Source organism: Agromyces intestinalis (assembly GCF_008365295.1).
GTDB lineage: Bacteria > Actinomycetota > Actinomycetes > Actinomycetales > Microbacteriaceae > Agromyces > Agromyces intestinalis.
The window spans coordinates 1,799,946-1,821,275 of sequence record NZ_CP043505.1 but is presented as its reverse complement, the minus strand read 5'-3'; the positions used below and the strand labels follow the sequence as shown (position 1 = coordinate 1,821,275).

At 71.1% G+C, this 21,330-nt stretch carries 17 protein-coding genes; 8 read left to right on the top strand and 9 right to left on the bottom strand.

Features of this window, described 5'->3' with window-relative positions:
* Positions 1-7 precede the first annotated feature (7 nt).
* Positions 8-1,480, bottom strand: a complete 1,473-nt coding sequence (locus FLP10_RS08350) for a glycosyl hydrolase (protein WP_149160453.1) — start codon at positions 1,478-1,480, stop codon at positions 8-10.
* A gap of 153 nt (positions 1,481-1,633) precedes the next feature.
* Here FLP10_RS08350 and FLP10_RS17690 point away from each other — a divergent pair, with 153 nt between their 5' ends.
* Together FLP10_RS17690 and FLP10_RS08340 are read left to right on the top strand one after the other, a co-directional pair.
* Positions 1,634-4,135 (top strand): glycosyl hydrolase, encoded by a 2,502-nt coding sequence (locus tag FLP10_RS17690; protein WP_149160452.1) that lies wholly within the window; start codon positions 1,634-1,636, stop codon positions 4,133-4,135.
* 52 nt (positions 4,136-4,187) lie between these two features.
* Positions 4,188-5,981, top strand: coding sequence for an ABC transporter ATP-binding protein (locus tag FLP10_RS08340; protein ID WP_246150307.1), 1,794 nt, complete (start codon positions 4,188-4,190; stop codon positions 5,979-5,981).
* A 121-nt stretch (positions 5,982-6,102) separates the two neighbouring features.
* Here FLP10_RS08340 and FLP10_RS08335 read toward each other — a convergent pair whose 3' ends face one another.
* The 3 genes from FLP10_RS08335 to FLP10_RS08325 are packed head-to-tail and all read right to left on the bottom strand — an operon-like array spanning position 6,103 to position 9,318.
* Complete coding sequence (locus tag FLP10_RS08335; protein WP_246150305.1) at positions 6,103-7,092, bottom strand: NAD(P)H-dependent flavin oxidoreductase; 990 nt, start codon at positions 7,090-7,092, stop codon at positions 6,103-6,105.
* Positions 7,089-7,874 carry a flavin reductase family protein gene (locus tag FLP10_RS08330; RefSeq protein ID WP_149160450.1) on the bottom strand — a complete coding sequence of 262 codons (786 nt, stop codon included), beginning with the start codon at positions 7,872-7,874 and terminating at the stop codon, positions 7,089-7,091. The genes FLP10_RS08335 and FLP10_RS08330 overlap by 4 nt, the downstream gene beginning before the upstream one ends.
* A gap of 58 nt (positions 7,875-7,932) precedes the next feature.
* On the bottom strand, positions 7,933-9,318 hold the full coding sequence (locus tag FLP10_RS08325; RefSeq protein WP_149160449.1) for a pyridoxal phosphate-dependent decarboxylase family protein: 1,386 nt from the start codon (positions 9,316-9,318) through the stop codon (positions 7,933-7,935).
* 357 nt (positions 9,319-9,675) lie between these two features.
* Between FLP10_RS08325 and FLP10_RS08320 the strand changes: the two genes are divergently transcribed.
* The 3 genes from FLP10_RS08320 to FLP10_RS08310 are packed head-to-tail and all read left to right on the top strand — an operon-like array spanning position 9,676 to position 12,063.
* Positions 9,676-10,074, top strand: coding sequence for a group I truncated hemoglobin (locus FLP10_RS08320; RefSeq protein ID WP_149160448.1), 399 nt, complete (start codon positions 9,676-9,678; stop codon positions 10,072-10,074).
* Between the two features lie 4 nt (positions 10,075-10,078).
* Positions 10,079-11,281 carry a globin domain-containing protein gene (locus tag FLP10_RS08315; protein ID WP_149160447.1) on the top strand — a complete coding sequence of 401 codons (1,203 nt, stop codon included), beginning with the start codon at positions 10,079-10,081 and terminating at the stop codon, positions 11,279-11,281.
* Positions 11,282-11,283: 2 nt separating this feature from the next.
* Complete coding sequence (locus FLP10_RS08310; protein WP_149160446.1) at positions 11,284-12,063, top strand: DivIVA domain-containing protein; 780 nt, start codon at positions 11,284-11,286, stop codon at positions 12,061-12,063.
* Between the two features lie 7 nt (positions 12,064-12,070).
* Here FLP10_RS08310 and FLP10_RS08305 read toward each other — a convergent pair whose 3' ends face one another.
* Positions 12,071-12,622 carry a TetR/AcrR family transcriptional regulator gene (locus tag FLP10_RS08305; RefSeq protein ID WP_149160445.1) on the bottom strand — a complete coding sequence of 184 codons (552 nt, stop codon included), beginning with the start codon at positions 12,620-12,622 and terminating at the stop codon, positions 12,071-12,073.
* Between the two features lie 117 nt (positions 12,623-12,739).
* On the opposite strand from FLP10_RS08305, the gene FLP10_RS08300 reads away from it, so the two are divergent.
* Complete coding sequence (locus tag FLP10_RS08300; protein ID WP_149160444.1) at positions 12,740-15,307, top strand: MMPL family transporter; 2,568 nt, start codon at positions 12,740-12,742, stop codon at positions 15,305-15,307.
* 103 nt (positions 15,308-15,410) lie between these two features.
* Positions 15,411-16,559 (top strand): phospholipase D-like domain-containing protein, encoded by a 1,149-nt coding sequence (locus tag FLP10_RS08295; protein ID WP_149160443.1) that lies wholly within the window; start codon positions 15,411-15,413, stop codon positions 16,557-16,559.
* A gap of 49 nt (positions 16,560-16,608) precedes the next feature.
* Here FLP10_RS08295 and FLP10_RS08290 read toward each other — a convergent pair whose 3' ends face one another.
* A complete protein-coding gene (locus tag FLP10_RS08290) occupies positions 16,609-17,466 on the bottom strand; it encodes a carbohydrate kinase family protein (protein WP_149160442.1) in 858 nt (285 codons plus the stop codon).
* A gap of 233 nt (positions 17,467-17,699) precedes the next feature.
* Between FLP10_RS08290 and FLP10_RS08285 the strand changes: the two genes are divergently transcribed.
* The gene (locus tag FLP10_RS08285) at positions 17,700-18,617 is read left to right on the top strand and encodes a DNA-3-methyladenine glycosylase family protein (protein WP_210418506.1); all 918 of its coding nucleotides are present in this window, start codon (positions 17,700-17,702) and stop codon (positions 18,615-18,617) included.
* A gap of 90 nt (positions 18,618-18,707) precedes the next feature.
* Here the strand turns inward: FLP10_RS08285 and FLP10_RS08280 are convergent, their stop codons facing one another.
* From FLP10_RS08280 to FLP10_RS08270, 3 genes are all read right to left on the bottom strand, one after another.
* Positions 18,708-19,175 carry a DUF805 domain-containing protein gene (locus FLP10_RS08280; protein ID WP_149160441.1) on the bottom strand — a complete coding sequence of 156 codons (468 nt, stop codon included), beginning with the start codon at positions 19,173-19,175 and terminating at the stop codon, positions 18,708-18,710.
* A gap of 162 nt (positions 19,176-19,337) precedes the next feature.
* Entirely contained in the window at positions 19,338-20,453 is a 1,116-nt protein-coding gene (locus FLP10_RS08275; protein WP_149160440.1) for a Gfo/Idh/MocA family protein, read from the bottom strand.
* Positions 20,453-21,277: a sugar phosphate isomerase/epimerase family protein gene (locus FLP10_RS08270; RefSeq protein WP_149160439.1), complete on the bottom strand. Its 825-nt coding sequence runs from the start codon at positions 21,275-21,277 to the stop codon at positions 20,453-20,455. Before FLP10_RS08270 ends, FLP10_RS08275 begins: the two co-directional genes overlap by 1 nt.
* Positions 21,278-21,330 lie beyond the last annotated feature (53 nt).

Below are 21,330 nucleotides of genomic sequence, written 5' to 3'. Positions count from 1 at the left end.
TGGTGGATCAGGGGAGGTTCCACTGCTGGTTCGCGCTCGCGAAGCAGTCCCAGATCTGCAGACGGGTGCCGTCGGTCGAGCTGTTGCCCGTGACATCCAGGCAGCGGCCCGAGCCGGAATTGCGCAGGGTGCGGTCCGCGGTGCGGTACTCCCAGCGCTGGGCGCCCGAGCCGTTGCAGTCCCAGAGCTGCACGACGGTGCCGTTCGCCGTCCCCGCACCCGTGACATCCAGGCAGCGGCCCGAATTCGGATTGCGGATGCTCCCGTCCGTGCCGATCGTCCAGGTCTGGGCGACGCCGGTCGCGCAGGTGTACAGCTGCACGGCCGTGCCGTTCGCGGTGCCGGATGCGCGGACGTCCACGCACTTGCCGGCGAGCCCGCTGATCGAGCCGGTGCGGGTCGAGGGCGGCGTCGTGCCGCCCTCGCCGCCTCCCCCGAGGACGACCTCGCCCTGGTTCAGCACCCGGGAGTGGAAGTACGCGGCCTGGACCTCGGCGTTCGTGTTGCTGCCGCGCAGCTGCTCGCTCCACACCATGAAGTAGGCCCAGCGCGGCTGGCTCGTGAGCAGCGACGCGTTCGGCACCTTGCCCATCTCGGCGATCGCGATCGGCTTCGTGCCCGCGATGGACTGGATCTGCTGGTAGTCGGCGCTCGACGGATACGACTTGTACCAGGCGTCCAGCGAAACGACGTCGACGTAGTTCGCACCCGGGTAGTAGTTCGCCCAGCCGCCGGCGGGGTTGTCCTGCACGTTCCAGACCCAGATCAGATTCGTCAGACCGCGACTGTCGAAGTAGTCCTTCATCTGCTGGAAGATCTTCGCGCCGCCGTTCGCGCCCGGTCGACCGCCCCACCAGTTCCACGCCTCGTTCATCTCGTGGAACGGGCGCCAGAGCACCGGCACGCCGGCGTCGCGCAGCTGCAGCAGGTAGGGCACGACCTGTTCCATCCGCTGCTTCCAGGTGGCGTTGAGCGACGTACCGCCCGTGACGATGTCCCGGAACTGCTGGTTCGAGATGGACGACTTCACGCCGCCGTCGAATTCGCAGGTCGCGGGGCCGGTCGGCGGGCAGACGTGCCAGGTGAGCGCGACGAGCGATCCGTTGCGCCACTCGGTGATCGCCTGGTTCACGACCGACTGGCGATTCGCTGCGTCGCTCGCGCGGAACATCAGGTCGCCGCCCCACAGGCCCGGCCACTGCCCGGTGATGTCGTGCACCTGCCGGCTGTAGGCGCCGGGCTGGTTCGCGGGCTCCTTGTTGTGCTGGCCCGAGAGGATCGACGAGCCGGTGATCGAGCGAAGGTAGTCGATGACCGCCTGCTTGCTCGTGGCGGGGAAGGCAGTGGCGGGTGCCGCTGCGGTCAGGCTGCCGGCGACGAGTGCGGCGGCGATGAGGCCGACGGCACCGGCCCGGCGGATGAGAGTGGTGCGCACGGTGTACTCCTCTGCATCGTTGCGGTTGAGGGTCGTGGGCACCATACGGCGCGCCTCGTATGAGGGTCAACCATTTCATGAATAAATAATGAAAGTATTGCGGACCCGGTGAGGACGCTGGTAGAACTGGCCGGACGCCGCCCGTGCTCGCGCGCTCGGAGCGGTCGCGACGATGCCCCATCACGAAGGGAGTGCCGCATGCGGCCAGGTCGAACCATCCCGCTCATCGCCCTGCTCGGCGCGCTCGCGCTGACCGCCGGCCCCGCCGTCGGCGCAGGTACCCCCGCCGCCGCAGGCGCGGCCGACGACTCCGCCGAGGAGATGCGGCTCGTGCTCGACGACTTCTCGGGCTACACCGATGATGCCGCGCTCGACAGCGCCTACACCCGCAACGCCAACGGCGGCCAGAACACAGCGACCCTCGTCGACTCGCCGTTCGGCGACGGGCTCGGCCAGGCGATGCGGTTCGACTACTCGTTCACGAGCGGGTACAGCGGGCGATATCGGGCGGTGAACGGCTACTGGCCGGGCCTGCGTGCTGTCGAGCTGTGGGTCCAGCACTCGGCGCCCGGGCAGGACGTGCTGCTGCAGCTGAGCGACGGGGCATCCTATGAAGCCCATCTCAACGCCGTGCCCGGCTTCGACGCGACCTCGACCGCACCGCAGCACCTGCGCATCCCCATCGAGGCGTTCGCCCGCAAGGAGGGCACCGGAACCGGCACCCTCAACCCCAAGGGCGTGACGACCTTCGCCCTCTATGTCAACCAGGTCGTCGGAGGAAGCGGAGGAACCATCGTGCTCGACGAGATCTCGCTCGTGTTCGACGAGCTGCCCGACCTGCCGAGCGTCGCGTTCGACGACACCCACCTCGTCGCCGACGGCGTCTCGAACCTGGTCACGCTGCTGAACCGGGATGCCACGCTGCCCGCCGGTGCCAAGATCGTTCAGGTCTCGTACGCATCGAGCAACCCGGACGTCGTGCCCGACTTCGATCGGCCGGCGCCGAAGGCCGACTTCGTGGGCGAGGGCACGGCGACCGTACAGCTCCAGCAGGTGCGCCTGTTCCTTGACGGCACGACGTTCGCGGTCGACCTCGACACCGAGCTCGAGGTCGAGGTGCGCAACCTGCCCGCGCCGGTCGACGTGATCGAGTACTTCCGGGATCTCACGGGCCACGGTGTGCTGTCGGCCATGCACCACGACCAGGGCTACGCCAACCCGGCCACCGCCGATGTGCTGCACCAGCGGGTCGCGAACGAGTTCGGCGTGTACCCAGCGCTCTACAGCGCCGACTTCCTAACCGGCAACACCGTGGCGCAGCGGCAGAACATGATCGGCGAGGTCATCCGCCAGTGGCGCAACGGCAACCTCGTGCAGATCATGTTCCACGTCTCGCCGCCGCAGTACACCGTCGCGCAGGAGGCCGAGGGCAACTGGGGCGGCGACCAGGCGCACGAGACGCTGCCGAGCCCCAACCGCATCTACAGCTACCTCTACAACGACCAGTGGGCCGAGTTGATGACCGACGGCACGCCGCTCAATACCAACTGGAAGCTGCGCATGGACGAGTACGCCCGATACCTGCAGCAGCTCGAAGACGCCGGGGTCACCGTCATGCTGCGGCCGTTCCACGAGATGCAGCAGCACGTGTTCTGGTGGGGCGGGCGGCCCGGCCTCGAGGGGTCCGCCGGGCTCTACCGGATGTTCCACGACTACCTCGAGAACGAGAAGGGGCTCACCAACATCGTCTGGGTGTGGAACATCCAGGACCTGCCGACGGACTACGGCTGGGCCGACGGCGACGCGAAGTTCGACCGGTACGAGGGGCTCGACGGCGGGCTCGCCGAGTACGACGCCGACGACTGGAACAGCTTCAACCCCGGTGCCGACTACTACGACATCCTCTCGGTCGATTTCTATGACGAGGCCGGCTATGAGCCACGCCACTACGATCAGGCCGAGCGCATCGCCGCCGCCGACGGCGGCAAACCGATCTGGATCGGCGAGACGTTCACCTTCCCCTCGCAGGAGGTCGTCGCCGCACAGCCCGACTGGGCGCTCGCGATGCCGTGGGGGGTTCGCACCTGGAACTACAACACGCACGATGCGATGGCCACGTGGTACGAGAACAGCATCGGCGCGTCGGGCCTCCCCAGGTTCGCCACGCTCGACACCTCGAAGCCGAAGCCGCCGATCGGTGAGCCGGTCGCCGCGGGCGAGGCGAGCATGACGCCCGACCTCGAGGGGCGCATCGGGGTCAGCGCGACGAGGGTTGCGGCGGGCGACACCGTCGAGATCTCGCTCGGCGCCGAGCGCGCGGGCGAATACGCCGCCGCGGTGCTCTACTCTGAGCCGCGGGTGCTCGGCGGGTGGCAGCAGTCATCGGACGAGGGCACGATCGCGGCGGCGATTCCCGCCGACACCGAGCCCGGCGTGCACCGACTCGCCGCGCAGGACGCATCGGGTGCCGTGATCGGTTGGGTCGCCATCGAAATCCTTGCTGACCCAGCGAACGAGGAGCCTGCGGAACCCCAACCGCCGGCGACCGGTGAGGCTGACGATGCTGCGGGCTCAGTGGCGGGTGCTGACGGTCGGAGTCTGGCGACTACCGGCTGGACGGCCACCTGGGCACTCCTCACCGGCGCCGCGCTCGCGCTGGCCGGAGCGTTCGTGCTCGTCTTGCGCCGCCGCACGACGTGACAGCCCACTCCACTTCGGCGTCCTCTGCGACCAGCTACTGGAGGATACCGGCGTGAGTACAGCCGAATCGTTGCCATCCCGCGAACGCATCGAGCACGCCGTCGACGGCCGGCATCCCGGCAGGTCGGTGGTGCGGTTGCTCGACCTGCATCGTGCCCGGCTGCTCGGCGCGGTCGGCCTGTTCATCGTCAAGGACAGCCCGCTGTGGCTCATGCCCGTCGTCACCGGCGCGATCATCGACATCGTCGTGGCGGGCGGCCCGCTCGCCTCGCTCTGGCTGTGGGCCGGTATCGCGGCGCTCGCGCTCGTGCAGAACTACCCGACGCACGTCGCGTTCACCCGCCTGTTCATGGGTTCGGTGCGCTCGATCGGCGCCGACCTGCGCAACGCGCTCACGGAACGCCTGCAGGCGCTGTCGATCGGCTTCCACACCCGGGCGAACTCGGCGATCGTGCAGACCAAGGTCGTGCGCGACGTCGAGAACGTCGAGGTGATGCTGCAACAGACCGGCAACCCGCTGCTGTCGGCGACCGGCATCCTGATCGGTGCGCTCGTGATGACGGCGATCAACGTGCCCGCGTTCCTGCCGGTGTACGCGCTCGCGATCCCGCTCGCCGTGCTGCTGCGGTGGATGCTGAACCGGCGGTCGCGACAGCGCAACGAACAGTTCCGCCGCGAGGTCGAGGCGTTCTCGGCACGAGTGGGCGAGATGGCCACGCTCATGCCGATCACACGTGCGCACGGGCTCGAGCAGGTCGCGGTGCACCGAGTCGCGCGCGGCGCCGACGGGGTGCGCGAGGCCGGGCTGCGCCTCGACCTGCTGAACGGGCGTTTCGGCTCGGCATCGTGGATCAGCCTGCAACTGCTGAGCGCCGGATGTCTCGTGCTCGCGGCGTGGGTCTCGATCAGCGGGCTCCTGCCGATCACGCCGGGTCAAGTCGTGCTGCTGTCGTCGTACTTCGCCCTCCTGACCGGCAGTACGACGAACCTGCTCATGCTGATCCCGGTGATCGCGCGCGGCACCGAGTCGGTGCGCTCCATCGCCGAAGTGCTGCAGGAGCCCGATCTCGAGCACAACGAGGGCAAGCGCGCTGTCTCCCGTGTCGAAGGTGCGGTGCGGCTCGAGCGAGTCGGGTTCGGGTACGACGACCCGGAAGCCTCGCCCGCTGCGAAGGCGCTCGATGGCGTCGACCTCGAGATCGCCGCTGGAGAGACGATCGCGTTCGTCGGGTCGAGCGGGTCGGGCAAGTCGACGCTGCTGAACCTCGTGCTGGGGTTCCTGCGCCCGAGCGAGGGGCGGGTGCTGCTCGACGGAGTCGACATGGAGCAACTCGACCTGCGCACGGTGCGCCGGTTTGTGTCGGTCGTGCCACAGGAGTCGGTGCTGTTCGAAGGATCGATCCGCGACAACATCGCCTACGGGCTCGGCGACGTCAGCGACGAGCGCGTGCTCGCGGCGCTGCGCGATGCCAATGCGCTCGAGATCGTCGAAGCCCAGCCCGTCGGATGGGACACGGTGGTCGGCGAACGCGGCGCGCGCCTGTCGGGCGGTCAGCGACAGCGGTTGTCGATCGCCCGGGCGCTCGTACGAAACCCGCGGATCCTGCTGCTCGACGAGGCCACGAGTGCGCTCGACCCTGACAGCGAACGCAAGGTGCAGGAGGCGCTCGCCCGGCTCATGCGCGGGCGCACGACGCTCGTCGTCGCCCACCGGCTCTCGACGGTCCGATCGGCCGACCGGATCGCCGTGCTCGAGCACGGTCGGGTCGTCGAGGTCGGCACGCATGAGGCCCTGCTCGCCAGCGGCGGGCGGTACGCCGAGCTGCACCGCGTGCAGACGGGGTGAGCTCACCTATTCCGCTCGTCGGGATCGAGGATCCGAGCGCCACCGGGTTTGTCGAAGGGTGTGAACCGGATACCCGTCGAGGCGTTGCGCGTGCGGGTCGACCGCGTGCGGTACGACCGCCTCACCAGCGGGCCAGCAGCGCGTGCGCGCCCGCGACGAGGTCGGCGACCACGTCGGCGGCGGGCCGCGATTCGCGCAGCACCCCGACCCCCTGACCTGCGTCGAGCGGCACCACGGTGACGTCGGTGCGCGCGAGGGCGTCGACGAACGCGGCGCGCGCCTCGGCGTCGTCGCGCAGCTCGCGTTCGCGGCCGGTCCACGCGTCGGTGAACGGCGTGCGTATCACCCGCTCGGGGAACCGGTCGGGCCACGGGAGCCCCGCCGCGACATCCTGCGTTCGGGTGTTCACCGTGTCGGCACCGTCGGCGGCGAACAGCACCTGCCGTTCGGTGTCGGAGAACAGCGACTCGTCGCACGCCGCGAACGCGGTGCCGATCCATGCCCCGTCGGCACCGGCCGCGAGCACTGCGGCCAGCCCGCGCGCACTCGACACGCCACCCGCGGCGAGTACCGCGACGTCTCCGCCGATCGCGTCGAGCACGCCGTCGAGCAGCGGCAGCGTGCCGACCCGCGGGTCGCCGTGCCCGCCGCCCTCGGCGCCGCGGGCGACCACGACGTCGACACCCGCGTCCCGCGCGGCGACGGCCTCGGCGACGTCGTAGACCTGCGTGGTCGCGAGCGCGCCGGCATCGTGCACGCGCGCGACCCAGTCGAAGCGCCCCGACGCGAAGCCGACCGACACGAGCGCGGGCGACGCGGCGAGCACCCGATCGAGCAACTCGGGCGTGCGGCGCGCGACCCAGTCGACGACGCCGATGCCGAACGGCGCGCCGCCCGTGTCGAGCAGTTCCAGCTCCCGGGCCAGTGCGGTCGGGGATCCGGCGCTGCCCACGCCGATCATGCCGAGCGCTCCCGCGTGCGAGACGGCGCTCGCGAGTCGGCCGCCCGCGACGCCGCCCATCGGTGCGCACACGATCGGCGCGGTGAGGCCGAGCGAACGCGACCACTCCGTGCCGACGGTCGGCCGCGAGGCATCCGATCGCGAACTCACGAGGCCATCACCGCGGCCCACGCGACGAAGTCGGGTTCGCTCGAGGTGATGCGCGAAACCTCCTCGCCGCCGTCGCAGCGGCACAGCCGCACCGTCGCGCTCGAGTCCCCGACGTCGGCGACCTCCCAGGTGCCGCCGAACGATTCCCACCTGGCGATCTCGGGCGGGGTCGGGGCGGTGCGGCTCTTGCGGGTCCAGCCGAGCTCGGAGCCGCGGTCGAAGTAGTGCCGGAAGCTGTAGATCAGCGGATGCCACGCCCGCGGGTCGAGGTGATCGGTGCCGGGCACGACCAGCGCGGGATGCGCGTGCACGCGCACGACTTCGGACTCGACCATCGCGAACCCGGCGTCGACGCCCGGTGTGATGCGCTGCACGACGGCCTCGAACTGCAGCGGGCATTCGCGGACGCGCGGCGGCGCCACCAGGTCGGATGCCACGGGGCTGAGCCCGGCCCGCTCGAACTTCTCGGGTTCGAACCGGTAGTGATCCGCCTTCGCGTCGGGCACGGGGTCGCGCCCGGTCACCGTCGAGAGCCGCTCGACGTTGCGCCACAGCGCTCCTGACGGGAAGCTGACGGTGAGCTCGGGGCGGTCGGCGAGGTTCTGCACCGACTGCCCATCGGTCTCGAGGCCGAGCACGATCGTACGGCCGAGCGCGAAATGGCTCGAGGCGGGGGCGAGGTTCGGCGTGCCGTCGGGGTTCATCGTCGACACCAGGTAGACGGGCGTGCCCACATAGAGCACGCTCGGCTCGATCACGAGGTGGTCGTCAGGCTCGGGCATGTCTCTCACGGTACGCCCGCCTTGCGCGGCCTTCGCGAATGTGACCGGCCCCGCTGACTCAGCGCATGGTGTCGAGGATGCCCGTCAGGTGCTCGAACGTCGTGTTCGGGTTGAGGATCGCGAACCGCGCGTTCGTGCGCCCCGCGTGCGAGCTCGGCGTGACGAAGGCGAGCTGGTCGTCGAGCAGCCGCTGCGACCACACGTCGTAGTCGGCCTTCGTCCAGCCGTCGCGCTCGAAGACGACGACCGCGAGCTGGGGCTCGCGCACGAGGGTGAGGCCGTCGCGCGATTCGATCTCGGCGGCGATGCGGTGGGCGAGCTCGATCGACGTCGTGATCGCCTCGCGGTAGGCCGCGGCCCCGTAGGTCGCGAGTGAGAACCAGGTCGGCAGGCCGCGGGCGCGTCGGGTGAGGTGCGCCGCGTAGTCCGACGGGCTCCACTCGGTCGAGGCGGTGAGCGTGTCGAGGTATTCGGCGTGCTGGGTGTGCGCGCGGCGCCCCGCGGCCGGGTCCCGGTAGATCAGCGCGCACGCGTCGAACGGCGCGAACAGCCATTTGTGCGGGTCGACGATGACCGAGTCGGCGCGTTCGATGCCCGCGAAGTGCGGGCGTGCGAGCGGCGACAGCATGGCTGCGAGCCCATACGCCCCGTCGACGTGCAGCCACACGTCGTCGTGGGATTCGACGACTTCCGCGATGCCGGCCAGGTCGTCCACGATGCCGAAGTTGGTCGATCCGCCGGTCGCGACGACGGCGAAGACGGATGCTCCGTGCTCCTCGAGCGCCGCCGCCACCGCGTCGCCGCGCAGCACGCCGCCCGAGTCGGGGGCGACCTGCACGATCTCGACGTCCATGATGCGGGCGGCCGACGCGACCGACGAGTGCGCCTCGGCCCCGCAGACGAACTTCCAGCGGGCGGGGTGCGGGAGCCCGCGTTCGTCGAGCTTGCGGCGCGCCTCTTCGCGTGCGGCGACGAGTGCCGACAGGTTGCCGAGGGTGCCGCCCTGCACGAACACCCCGCCGGCGCCCTCGGGCAGCCCGAACTCGGCGGCGAGCCAGGTGAGCACCTCGTTCTCGGCGTGCACGGCGCCGGCGCCCTCGAGCCACGAGCCGCCGTAGAGCGCGCTCGCCGACACGACGAGGTCGAACGCGGTCGCTGCCTTGGTCGGCGCGACGGGGATGAACGAGAGGTATTGCGGATGGTCGGTGGTGATGCAGGCGGGCGCGAGCACGTGTTCGAAGATCGACAGTGCGCGGTCGGCGCCGAGGCCCTGCTCGGTCACGGTGCGGCCGGCGAGGCGGCGGAGCTCAGCGGGCGGCGCCGGCTTGTCGAGCGGGGTGTCGTTCGAGAGGATGCGCCGGCGCGAATAGTCGAGCACGAGGTCGACGATGCGCTCGTTCTCGGCGCTGATGCGATGCATCCGGGTGGGGTCGGCGTCGCCCATGTCGGTCTGCTTTCGGTTCGCGGCCGCCTCGGCTCGACGCCGGAGCAGGGCCTGAGACAGTGTGCATCGGAGCGCGTGGCTACGCAAGTCGCCGTCACAGAGACGCCAGACCACGCTCGCTTTTCGCGCCTGGGCGAGGACACACGCATGAATACTGCGCGTTCGGCGCGAAACCCGCCCGGTGTCGATTCCTTCCGCCGGTCTGCGCTCGTCGACGCGTGGAAGAGGAATGACGGCCGGGCCGTCGTCCCGGCCGCCGCGGCCATGGATTCCGCGGCAACTCGGGCCCCACGGGGGCCGGCGTTCTGCTAGGAATTACGAGGCGAGGTTCCGCGAACGATTGGATTTGTGCGAGACATGACTATCAATGGTGACCAGGCGTCCGAGCTCGTCGCAGAGAGCGATTACGACGCCGTCGGCGGCGGCAAGGCCATCGCGGCCGTGGTCGACCGGTTCTACGAGCTGGTGACTGCCGACGAGCAGCTCTCGGGCTACTTCGACGGTGTGTCGATGCCGCGCCTCAAGCGCCATCAGGTCGCGCTCGTGTCGCAGGTCATGGGCGGACCCGTCGAGTACTCGGGCCGCGATCTGGGCGTTGCGCACGCGCCGCTGGGCATCACCGAAGACCACTTCGGCGCGGTCGTCGTGCACCTGGTGACGGCGCTGACCGAGGCGGGCGTGCCGAGCCCGATCATCGACCGGGTCGGGGCCGCCCTCGCGCAGACGGAGCCCGAGATCGTCGCGACGCGCGGCTGACGCATTGGACACCGCCGCGCTGCAGAGGACGTGGGCGCTGGCCGAGACGCTCGGCGATGAAGTTCCGCTGTACTTCTACTCGCACCTGTTCCTGTCGCACCCCGAGGTGCGCAGCATGTTCCCGGTCTCGATGGCGACCCAGCGCGACCGGCTCGTCGGCGCGCTGGGCCGCATCGTGTCATCGGTCGACGAGCTCGACGAGGTGACGGCGTTCATCCAGCAGCTCGGGCGCGACCATCGACGCTTCCAGGCCGTCGCGGCGCACTACGACGCGGTCGGTGCGTCGCTGCTCGCCACGCTCGAGCACTTCCTCGGCGAACTGTGGACGGAAGAGCTCGCTGCCGACTGGGCGGCGGCGTACGGCGTGATCGCCCAGGTCATGCTGCAGGCGGCCGAGGAATCCGAGTCGACCTCGCCGGCCGCGTGGAGCGGCGAGGTCGTCGGCGTCGATCGGCGAAGCCTGGATGTCACGGTGATCCAGGTGCGCCCCGAACCCGAACTGCGCTTCGAGCCCGGCCAGTCGGTGGCCGTGGAGGTGCCCACGCGTGAACGTCTCTGGCGATACCTGAGCCCGGCGAACGCGCCCCGTGCCGACGGCACGCTGGAGTTCCACGTGCAACTGGTGCCCGGCGGCCAGGTGAGCGGCGTCATCGTGCGTTCGCTCGTCGTCGGCGACGCCATCCGGCTCGGCTCGGCGGTCGGTCGCGAGCTGACCATCGCCGACCACGAGCGCGAACGCGACCTCGTGATGATCGCCGGCGGTACCGGCCTCGCACCACTGCGAGCGCATCTCGAGCGCATCGACCAGGAGTGGAAGGCGAGCGGTCGCGCACCGCGCGTGCATCTGTTCCACGGCGTGCGGATGCCCGCGAACCTCTACGAGCACCGCCTGCTGCGCAACCTGGCCGGCAGGCCTTGGTTCGAGTACACGCCCGTCGTGTCCGACGACCCGACCTACGCCGGCCGCACCGGTCTGGTCGGCGACGTCGCCGTCGCCGAGGGCCCGTGGGTCGGCTCGATCGCGCTGGTGTGCGGGTCGCCCGAGATGGTGCGGCACACGGCACAGGCGCTTCGGCAGGCCGGGGTCGCACCCGGTGACATCCGCTTCGAGCAGTTCGAGACCCGCGATCAAGACAGCCACGCAGCGCATCACCACACCCAGGACCCGCAGCCCGACCTGGCTGGCCTCTCGAAGATGGGGAGCTGAGCATGACGACCCGCAGCGACGACACCATTCCCGACGCACCCGCCATCGCCGAGCACGAGGGCGCACTGGCGGCCGCGGTGCGGCGCCTCCCCGACGTGCGAACCGTCGCCTTCACCACCCGACACGTGGGGGCGGGATACGACCGAAGCGAGGTCGACGCGTTCATCGCCCAGATCGCCGAGGCCGTCGACGATGTGCGCGCCGCGTCCGACAGCGGCCGGCAGGAGCTCACGAACCTGCGCGCCGAGAACGCGAAGCTCCGAGCCGCTGCCGGTTCCGACCTCGAACAGGAGATCGCCGCCGGCGCGGTCGGGCTGCTCTCGCAGGCGCAGCTGATCGCCGACAAGGCGGTCGCCGACGCTGAACAGTACGCTCGCGACCTCGTCGTCACGGCACGCAACCAATACCGCGAGATCCTCGAGCGAGCCGAGAACAGCGCGAGCCAGGCCAGCGCGACACTGGCGTCGGCGTCGGCGCCGCCTCTCGGACCGGCGATCCCCGAGATCGAGTACGTGCGCACCTACGCGCAGGTCGCGCAGATCCAGTTGCGTTCGGTGCTCGAGGCGCTGACCGAGCAAGTCGATCGCCTCGGCAGCGTTCCGCAGCCCGCGCTCGAACCCGACGGCACGGTCACCCCGGTCTCGGCGCCGGCGTCCGTGTCGGCGCCGACACCCGCATCCGACTCCGACGAGGAGCGCGAGGAGCCCGTCTGGGCGCCGACGCTCGTGGATACCTCGAACCCGATCGAGCCCCAGTACTTCCGCAGCTCGCGGGGTCGCTGAGAGCGGGCTACGGCACCGCCGGCCCCAGCAGCATCCGCCAGACCCAGTCGACCGCGGTCTCGAGCGGCGGCCGCGGGTCGCGTTCGAGCCACGCCTCGAGCACACCGAGCACCGAGCCGGTGACGCCGGCGGCGGCCACGTCGAGCGGCAACCCCTGGTAGGCGTCGGCTCCAGACATCCGGATGCCCTCGAGCGCCATCTGCTCGATGCGGGCGCGCAGCCGCGCGCGCGCGACCCCCGAACCCTGCGCGCCCAGCACCCGGCGGTACAGGTCGGCGTTCTCGTCGTAGTGCCGCAGGTACGACACGAGGGCCTCGGGCGGAGCATCCAGCCGGCCGTCGAGCTCGGGCAGCGACGCGCCCGCCTCCTCGACCGCCGCGTCGAGCGCGTCGGCGAGCAGCGTGTCCTTGTCGGGGTAGTGCTGATAGAAGCTCGAGCGGTTGACGCCCGCGCGCTCGGCGATGTCGGCGATGGCGATCTCGTCGAGGGGGTGCTCCCGGGCGAGCTCGAGCAGTGCGCCCTGCAGGCTGCGTCGAGTGCGCGCGATCCGAGGATCCATAGGGCGATTCTGCCAGCAGTCCCTGCGAATGCTCAGGGTTTTCCGACATCTGTCGGTTAGTCTGGGCGAGGCCCGACGCTGTGCTCTGCCCGATCCCATCTCGAAAGGCTCGCTCGCATGGCCGAACTCCTCTATCGTCTCGGGCGCTTCGCTGCGCGTCGCGCCTGGACGGTCGTCATCGGATGGCTCGTCGTGCTCGGTCTCGCGGGCGGCGCGTTCCTCGCCTTCGGCGGCACGCTGGCGACCAGCTTCAGCATCCCCGGCACCGAGACCGCCCGGGTCACCGACCAGCTCGAGGACGAGATCGGCGGCATCGGCGGGGCGACCGGCACCGTCGTGTTCCAGACCGACGGCGCGGCATTCACACCCGAGCAGCAAGCCGCGATCGCCGACGTGCTCGACGAGATCGACGGCATCGACGGCGTCAGCGGGGTCGTCGACCCGTTCCGGACCGCTGCCGACCGCGACGAGCAGGCCCAGCAGCTCAGCGACGGCGAAGCACAGCTCGCCGACGGCGCCGCGCAACTCGACCAGGCGCAGGCGCAACTCGACGCCGGGCAGCAGCAGCTCGACGCCGCGCGCGCCCAGGCCGACGCCGGGCAGGCGCAGCTCGACCAGGCCGTGCAGCAGGCCACGGATGCCGGCGTCGACCAGCTCGCCGACCAGTTCGCTGCCCAGCAAGCCCAGCTCGACGCCGGGATCGCCGAGCTCGACGCGCAGCAGGCGCAGCTCGACGAGGGGCAGCAGCAGCTCGACGACCACCGCGCCGAGCTCGACACGAATGCCGCGCAGCTCGACGCCGGGCAGCGGCTGCTCGAGGCGAGCACCGAGATCCGCACCGTCTCGGAAGACGGCACGACCGCGCTCGGCGCCGTGCTCTTCGAGGACACCCTCTTCACCCTCGCCCCCGAGACGAAGACCGCGGTCGCCGATGCGCTCACGACCGCCGACATCGACGGCGTCTCGATCGACTACTCGGCCGAGATCGCGTCGTCGACCGAGGGGCTCGTCGGCGTGGGCGAACTCGTCGGCGTGCTGGTCGCCGCCGTCGTGCTCATCGTCATGCTGCGGGCGCTGCTGCCCGCGCTGCTGCCGCTCATCTCGGCGCTCATCGGCGTGGGCGTGGGCGTCGCGGGGTCGCTCGCGTTCTCGGGCCTGGTCGACATGTCGTCGGTGACCCCCGTGCTCGGCGTGATGCTGGGGCTCGCGGTCGGCATCGACTACACGCTGTTCATCATCAACCGCCATCGACGCCAGCTGCTCGCCGGGGTCGAACTGCACGAGTCGATCGGGCTCGCCAACGGCACGTCGGGCAACGCGGTCGTGTTCGCGGGCTCGACCGTGCTCGTCGCGCTGCTTGCGCTGAACGTCACCGGCATCCCGTTCCTCGGGGTGATGGGCACGGTGGGCGCGGCGTGCGTGCTCATCGCGGTGCTGATCGCCGTGACGCTGACGCCCGCCATGCTCGGGTTGCTGAAGCTGCGCGTGCTCGGCCGCAAGGCCCGCGCCCAGATCGGGCACGAAGACCACGCTGCCCCGGTGATCCGGCCGATGCGCACGTCGACGGCGATCCTCTCGCTCGTGGCATCCGTGGTGGGTCTGCTCATCATCGCCGCCCCCGCGCTGTCGATGCGCCTCGGCCTGCCGACCGGCTCGTCGGAGGCGACCGACTCGACGCAGTACCAGGCATACACGGCCGTCGCCGATGGATTCGGCGAGGGCCAGAACGGGCCGATCCTCGTCGTGGGCGAACTGCCCGAGGCGGTCGAGGGCGACGACGTCGTGCTCGCTCAGGCCGACCTCGCCGACTGGCTCATGGCGCAGGACGACGTCGTGGCGGTCGCCCCCGTCGGCGTCAGCGACGACGGCGAGGTCATGGCGTTCCAGGTGATCCCCGCAGAGGGCCCCACCAGCGAGTCGACCGAGGCGCTCGTGCACGCGCTGCGCGACGCGTCGCCGGTCGACGACGCGGTCGCCGGGCTCGACGGCGACGTGAAGCTCGGCGTCGCCGGCCAGGCCAGTGGCAACATCGACATCTCGCAGAAGCTCGCCGACGCGCTGCCGGTGTATCTCGCGGTCGTCATCGGGCTGTCGCTGCTGATCATGATCGTGGTGTTCCGCTCGCTCGTGGTGCCGCTCGTCGCGACCGGCGGGTTCGTGCTCAGCCTGTTCGCCGCGTTCGGCGCGATCGTCGCGGTATACCAGTGGGGATGGCTCGGCGGACTGTTCGGCGTGCACGACCCCGGCCCGGTGCTGAACTTCGCCCCGATCATCATCATGGGCGTGCTGTTCGGGCTCGCGATGGACTACCAGTTGTTCCTGGTGTCGGGCATGCGCGAGGCGTACGTGCACGGGCTGCCCGCGCGCAACGCCGTGATCGCCGGCCTGCGCAACGGTCGCGCGGTCGTCACGGCGGCGGCGCTCATCATGGTGTCGGTGTTCGGCGGATTCGTGTTCTCGCACCTGGGCATGGTGCGCCCGCTCGGATTCGGACTCGCGATCGGCGTGCTCTTCGACGCCTTCGTGGTGCGCATGGTGCTCGTGCCCGCGATCATGCATCTCGTCGGGCGGGGTGCATGGTGGCTGCCGAGGTGGCTCGACCGCATCATCCCGAACGTCGACGTCGAGGGTGCCGCGCTCGAGCGCACGCACCACGTGCACGGCGTGGCGCACGAAGCGAAGTAGCGGAGGCGGTCGCGGACGACGCGCCCCGCGACATCCGTGCCTGCCCTGACGCGACCGCGCACCCGCGGTGGTAGACCTGCGCTCAGGGGACAGGGGGTGCACCATGCCGATCAGCGTGGGCGGGATCGAACTGCACATGGGGCCATCGTCGGTCGGCGGGCCCGACGACCTCGATGCCGCGATCCGCGGGTTCATCGAGCGCGCGAAGCACAGCCTCGCGATCGCCGTGCAAGAGATCGACTCGAAGGACATCGCACGCGCGATCATCGCCGCGAAGGCGCGCGGCGTGAACGTCAGGGTCATCCTCGAGGGCGACTACCTCACCGAGACCAAGGCGGTGGACGACCCGTGGCTGAAGCCCGGCGAGCACGACGTGAACCGCGAGATCGTGTCCGCGCTGCTGAAGGCGCGCGTACGGGTGATCAGCGACCTGAACCCGGCGATCTTCCACCAGAAGTTCATCGTGCGCGACGAGGGCGAGCGCGGCGCGGCCGTGCTCACCGGGTCGACGAACTTCACCCTCACCGACACCGGCACGAACGATGCCGCGCACGGCGGCGGCACGGGCGGGGTCACCGGGCAGAACCTCAACCACGTGGTGATCCTGCGCGGGCAGAAGTCGGCGGCCCAGTACCTGCGCGAGTTCGAGCGCATGTGGACCGGCACATTCGGCGCCCTCGCCGAGCGCGTGCAGCCGCGACCGAGCGAGTACGGGCTGCCCAAGGTGCGCGTGAAGCCGTTGTTCGCGCCGCGGCACGGGCCCGAGATGGAGATGATGAAGCAGATGCTCAAGTCGACCGAGCGCATCGACTTCGCCATGTTCACGTTCGCGCAGTCATCGGGCATCGACGACACGATGATCAGGCTGCGGCCGTCGCTCGACGTGCTGCGCGGGGTGCTCGACCGCGATCAGGGCGCCGCGAAATGGGCGGCCACGACCGGGCTCGGAACCGCGGGCGTCGAACTGCACGCCAATCGACGCGGCACCGGGGTGCGGAAGCTGCACCACAAGCTCATGGTCATCGACCGGCGGCTGCTCATCCTCGGCAGCTTCAACTACACCGACCCGGCGAACACGCTGAACGACGAGAACATCCTCGTGATCGGCGACCTCGAGGAGCAGGATCCCGTCGCCGAGGCGCAGCAGCGCGAGCTCGCCGCGTACGCGCTCGCCGAGATCGACCGCATCATCGCCGATCTCTCGGCGCCGATGCCCGCCCCGGTGCCCGCCCCGGTCGTGCCGGTGCCGTAGCCGGCGGGCGGCTTCCGCGGCGGGGGCTCGCGATGGGGTGCGGGGGCGGTCAGGCGAGGACGACGTCGAGCGACGGGTGCAGATGGCGGGTCACCAGCACGGATGCCGCGTGCGCGGCGCCGGCGCGAAGCGCCGTGTCGACGTCGGCCCCGTCGAGGGTCGCGTGCAGCACACCCGTCATGAACGCATCACCTGCGCCGTTCGTGTCGACGACCTCGACCGGCACCGCGTCGACCCGGTGCTCGACCCCGTCGCGGTCGAGCGCGACCGCACCCGCGGGGCCGAGCGTGCACACCACGAGCGAAGCTCCGCCGCCGATCGCTCGTCGCATGAACGGCAGCGGGTCGCCGAGCGCGTCGGCGTTCAGGAACACCGCGTCGGCGGCCTCGAGGAACGGCCGGTGGAACTCCGCCTCGCCGTCGTAGTCGTGCAGGTCGGTCCAGATGGGGCGGCCGGTCGCGCGTGCCGCGGGGATGAGTCGGCGCGCACGCGGCGCGAGGTCGAGCACGATCACGTCGGCCTCCGCCAGAGCCCGGATCGTGTCGGCCGACGGACCGGCAGGGTCGTCGGTCGGTGTCGATAGGAACAGCGAGACGCGCGCGCCGTCGCGCGTCATCAGGTTGAGGTGGCGCTCGGTGCGGTCGGAGGTCTCGATCAGCAGGTCGGCGCCGGATGCCTCGAGCGCCCGCAGCACGCGGAGCCCGTCGGCGTCCTCGCCGATGAGCGCGTGCAGCGCGACCGAACGGCCGAGCCCGGTGAGACCGAGCGCCTTGCCCGCTGAAGTGCCGCCGACCGTCTCCCACTCGTCGAGGACGAACTGCATGTGCGGCACCGGGTCGGGCAGGTGGTCGAGCACGACGAGGCGGTTCCAGGCCGCCGGCCCCACAATGCAAACGCTTGCAGTCATGCGGGAGAGCGTACCGCCGCACGACCGTCCGCCGCATCGGGCCCGCCGCCAGGCCGTTCGCCGGCAGCGCGTTTGTAGGACAATCGCGTGTTCGGAGGGCACGAATCGCCAATTCGTCCTCCAATCCGGCGAATGTCCTACAAACGCGGTGGCGCGCCGAACTTCGTGGCCGCCGAACGTCGTGCCACCAACGCCGTGGGTCGGCTGTCAGGGGTGTGGGTCAGACTGGACGGGTGATCGCCGACCAACGCCTCGACTGGCAGCCGCGGCATCCGACCGATCTGCACCGCACGATCGGCAGCCTGCGGCGCGGGCCAGGCGACCCGTCGTTCCATCTCGACCGCGACGGCGCGGTGTGGCGCGCGACCCGCACGCCCGAGGGCGTGGCGACCGTGCGACTCGTGCAGGCGAGCGGCGGCACGATCCGCGCCGAGGCGTGGGGCCCTGGCGCCGGGTGGGCGGTCGCGCAGGCCCCCGAGCTCATGGGTGACGCCGACGACACGAGCGACTTCGATCCCATCCTCGACGCGCTGCGCGACGCCCACCGGCGCAACCCGGGCCTGCGCATTCCGCGTACGACACTCGTATTCGAGGCGCTCGTGCCGGCCGTGCTCGAGCAGAAGGTCATCACGCTGCAGGCGCACGAGTCGTGGCGCCGCCTGCTGCTGCGGTTCGGCGAGGTCGCTCCCGGTCCGACGGCGCGCCCGATGCGCGTGCCGCCGCCGCCCGCGACCTGGGCGGTTGTGCCGGTCTGGGAGTGGCATCGGGCGGGCGTCGATCCGCGGCGGGCGCAGACGGTCGCGACGGCGGCCCGGTTCGCCGAGCGCATCGACGAGGCGGCGCGGATGTCGCGGGCCGACGCCGTGGCGCGGCTCACGCACTTCCCGGGGGTCGGGGAATGGACCGCGGCCGAGGTCGCGCAGCGCGCGTTCGGCGACGCCGATGCGCTCTCGATCGGCGACTACCACCTGTCGAATCAGGTCGGTCACGCCCTCGTCGGTCGCGACCTCACCGACGACGAGATGCTCGAGGTCCTCGAGCCGTGGCGCGGACACCGGTATCGCGTGGTGCGGCTGCTCGGAGCATCCGGTCTGCCCCGCCGCCCGCGGCGCGGCGCGCGCATGCCGTTCGTCGACCACACCTGGCACTGACCCGCCGCTGCGCCACTTCGGCGTCGTCCGCGCCCGCTGAAGGGGCGCAGCGGCCGCCGAAGTGGCGCAGCGGCGTGGTCGACCGGGGCGTCAGCGGTCGAAGCGCGCACCCGCGGGGTCGGAGTCGAGCAGCGTGAACACCAGCAGGATGATGCCGCCGACGATCGGGATGAAGCTCAGGAAGTAGAACGCCCCCGAGCGGTTGGTGTCGTGCAGGCGACGCCACGTGATCGCGAGGCTCGGCACGATGATGGCGAGACCCCAGAGGGCCAGCAGCGCGTACGCGACGACGAACAGCGGGCCGGGCGCGGCGAGCCCGGTCGACGGGTCGACGGTCGCCCCCGCGACGCCGGCGACGATCACGAGCACATAGAGCACGGCGACGATGATCGCGTTGGCGAGGGCCCACCACCAGTACTCGCTGCGGCTCGCGCGGCCCGAGAACGTCGCGTACTTCGCGAAGAAGCGCTTGATCGCCTGGCCGAAGGTCGCACCGTAGAGCGGCGCCGACAGCGGCGCGTCGGCGGTGGCGGTCGTCGGAGCGGGGGAGTAGGTCATGATCGGGTTCCTCCATGGAGAGAGAGCGGGTGGTCGGGATCGGCCGCTCGGGGCCGCGCCCATGATGGCGGAGGGTCCGCAGTCGACGGAAGGGGTACGACTCCCCGTTTCGTCAGATGACCCACCGCGGCGCAGCGGGCGTGGCAGAACGACCGGGGAGACTCACACGGTGCGCGCGTACGGGTCGAAGTCGGCAGGCATCGCGCCCACCACCCCGACCGTGCTCGCCACCTCGACGAACCCGCCCCGCTCGACCGATTCCTCGATCGAGAGCAGCGTGTCGAGCACGTGGTAGCCGAGCTCCCCGGTCGCGAGGTGCGGTCGGTCCTCGCGCACCGCGCGGGCGAGGTCGAGCGCGCCGAGCCCGCGGCCGACGACCACACCCTCCTGCTCGACGTCGACCCACACCTGCTCCTCGTCGTCGGACGAGAGCGGCCGCACCAGCGCGATGCGCCCAGAGAACCCGTTGGGATCGGGGATCACGATGGTGCCCTCGGTGCCCGTGATCTCGACGACGCCCTGCCGGCGCAACGCCGAATCGGTGCTGTACAGGCTCTGCGCCTGCCCGCCCTGCTCGAACTCGGTGAGCACGTGCACGGTCGAGGTGATCTCGACGGGGAACTCCTGCCCGGCGAACGGCCCGACGCGGACGGTCCGCGTATCGAAGGCCCGCTGGCCGACGGCGACGACGGATGCCACGGGGCCGAACACGTGCACGAGCGTCGACACGTAGTACGGCCCCATGTCGAGCAGCGGACCCGCCCCGCGCGCGTACAGGAACCCGGGGTTCGGGTGGAACAACTCTGGCCCCTGCCACTGGAACGTGGTCTGCGCGAAGAGCGGCCGGCCGATGTCGCCGCGTGCGATGGCGCGGCGCGCCGACTGCACGCCCGGGCCGAGCACGGTGTCGGGTGCGACGCCGACGCGCACGCCCCGCGCCGCCGCCCGTTCGAGCAGTGCGGCGGCGCCGGCCCGGTCGACGCCGATCGGCTTCTCGCTCCAGACGTGCTTGCCGGCCTCGACCGCGGCGGTCGAGATCTCGGCGTGCACCGCCGGAACGGTGAGGTTCACCACCAGTTCGACATCGGGGTGCGCGAGCACGGCGTCGCCGTCGCCCGCGGCGCGCACCCCGTAGGCGTCGGCCTGCGCGCGAGCGCGGTCGACGTCGAGATCGCCCACGACGTGCACCGTGACATCCGGGAAGCTCGTGAGGTGCTCGAGGTAGGTGTCGCTGATGTTGCCGGCGCCGATCACGCCGACGCCGACGGGCGCGCCCATCAGGCCGCCGCCCGGGCGTCGAGGAACCCTCGGCTCGCGGCAACCGCGGCGTAGAGGTCGCCCCCGTGGTACGCATCGAACTCGACCACGGTGTACTCGAGCGCGGTGGCGGCGGCGATCGCGGCGCGCAGCGGCACGTTGCCCTCGCCGGCGGGCACCTGGTCGGCCGGCGGGTACTCGGCGGTGAGCGCCGGGGCGAGCGAGCCGTCCTTCACGTGCACGGCCGCGACCCGGTCGCCGAGCCGATGAACGAGTGCGGGCACGTCGGTGCCGGCGCGCGCCGCCCAGTACAGGTCGACCTCGAGCAGCACGGCCGGGTCGAGCGCGTCGGCGAGCACCTCGAGCCCGAGCCGGCCGTCGGCGCCGGCGACCTCGCGGTCGAGCTCGTGGGCGTGGTTGTGGTACCCGACGCGCAGGCCGTGGGCGGCGGCCGCGGCCGCCGCGGCGTTCAGTCGCTCGGCGGTCACCTCGATGTCGGCGCGGGTGCTCCAGCGCTCGGGGTCGGTGTAGGGGTCGAACACGATCTGCATGCCGAGCGTGGTCGCCGCCTCGAACACCTCGTCGTTGGTCGGGGTCGCGTCGTCGGTGGGGCTGCCGTCGGGGCCGATGAACGAGGGGGAGGCGAGGAACGCGTGCCCGGTCGGCGCTCGCAGCCCGTGCCGCTCGAACGCGGCCGCGAACTCGGCGGCGCGCCGCACGAAATCGTACGGCTCGACAGCGGTGAAGCCGGCGCCCGCGACGCCCGCGAGAGTGTCGTCGAGCGACCGGTCGAGCTGGTCGCGAAGGGTGAAGAGCTGGATGGACGTCGTCGTCGGTGTGGTCATGACCCGAACGTAGCAGAGAAAACCTCCGTGTGGAGGTTTTTTCGTCCAGGGTA

Bases quoted from the DNA above. Each gene is read 5' to 3' on its own strand.
- FLP10_RS08350 (WP_149160453.1), bottom strand. From the start codon at position 1,480: ATGGTGCCCACGACCCTCAACCGCAACGATGCAGAGGAGTACACCGTG.
- FLP10_RS08330 (WP_149160450.1), bottom strand. From the start codon at position 7,874: ATGCCCGAGCCTGACGACCACCTCGTGATCGAGCCGAGCGTGCTCTAT.
- FLP10_RS08320 (WP_149160448.1), top strand. From the start codon at position 9,676: ATGACTATCAATGGTGACCAGGCGTCCGAGCTCGTCGCAGAGAGCGAT.
- FLP10_RS08310 (WP_149160446.1), top strand. From the start codon at position 11,284: ATGACGACCCGCAGCGACGACACCATTCCCGACGCACCCGCCATCGCC.
- FLP10_RS08300 (WP_149160444.1), top strand. From the start codon at position 12,740: ATGGCCGAACTCCTCTATCGTCTCGGGCGCTTCGCTGCGCGTCGCGCC.
- FLP10_RS08275 (WP_149160440.1), bottom strand. From the start codon at position 20,453: ATGGGCGCGCCCGTCGGCGTCGGCGTGATCGGCGCCGGCAACATCAGC.
- FLP10_RS17690 (WP_149160452.1), top strand. From the start codon at position 1,634: ATGCGGCCAGGTCGAACCATCCCGCTCATCGCCCTGCTCGGCGCGCTC.
- FLP10_RS08280 (WP_149160441.1), bottom strand. From the start codon at position 19,175: ATGACCTACTCCCCCGCTCCGACGACCGCCACCGCCGACGCGCCGCTG.
- FLP10_RS08325 (WP_149160449.1), bottom strand. From the start codon at position 9,318: ATGGGCGACGCCGACCCCACCCGGATGCATCGCATCAGCGCCGAGAAC.
- FLP10_RS08295 (WP_149160443.1), top strand. From the start codon at position 15,411: ATGCCGATCAGCGTGGGCGGGATCGAACTGCACATGGGGCCATCGTCG.
- FLP10_RS08290 (WP_149160442.1), bottom strand. From the start codon at position 17,466: ATGACTGCAAGCGTTTGCATTGTGGGGCCGGCGGCCTGGAACCGCCTC.
- FLP10_RS08305 (WP_149160445.1), bottom strand. From the start codon at position 12,622: ATGGATCCTCGGATCGCGCGCACTCGACGCAGCCTGCAGGGCGCACTG.
- FLP10_RS08270 (WP_149160439.1), bottom strand. From the start codon at position 21,277: ATGACCACACCGACGACGACGTCCATCCAGCTCTTCACCCTTCGCGAC.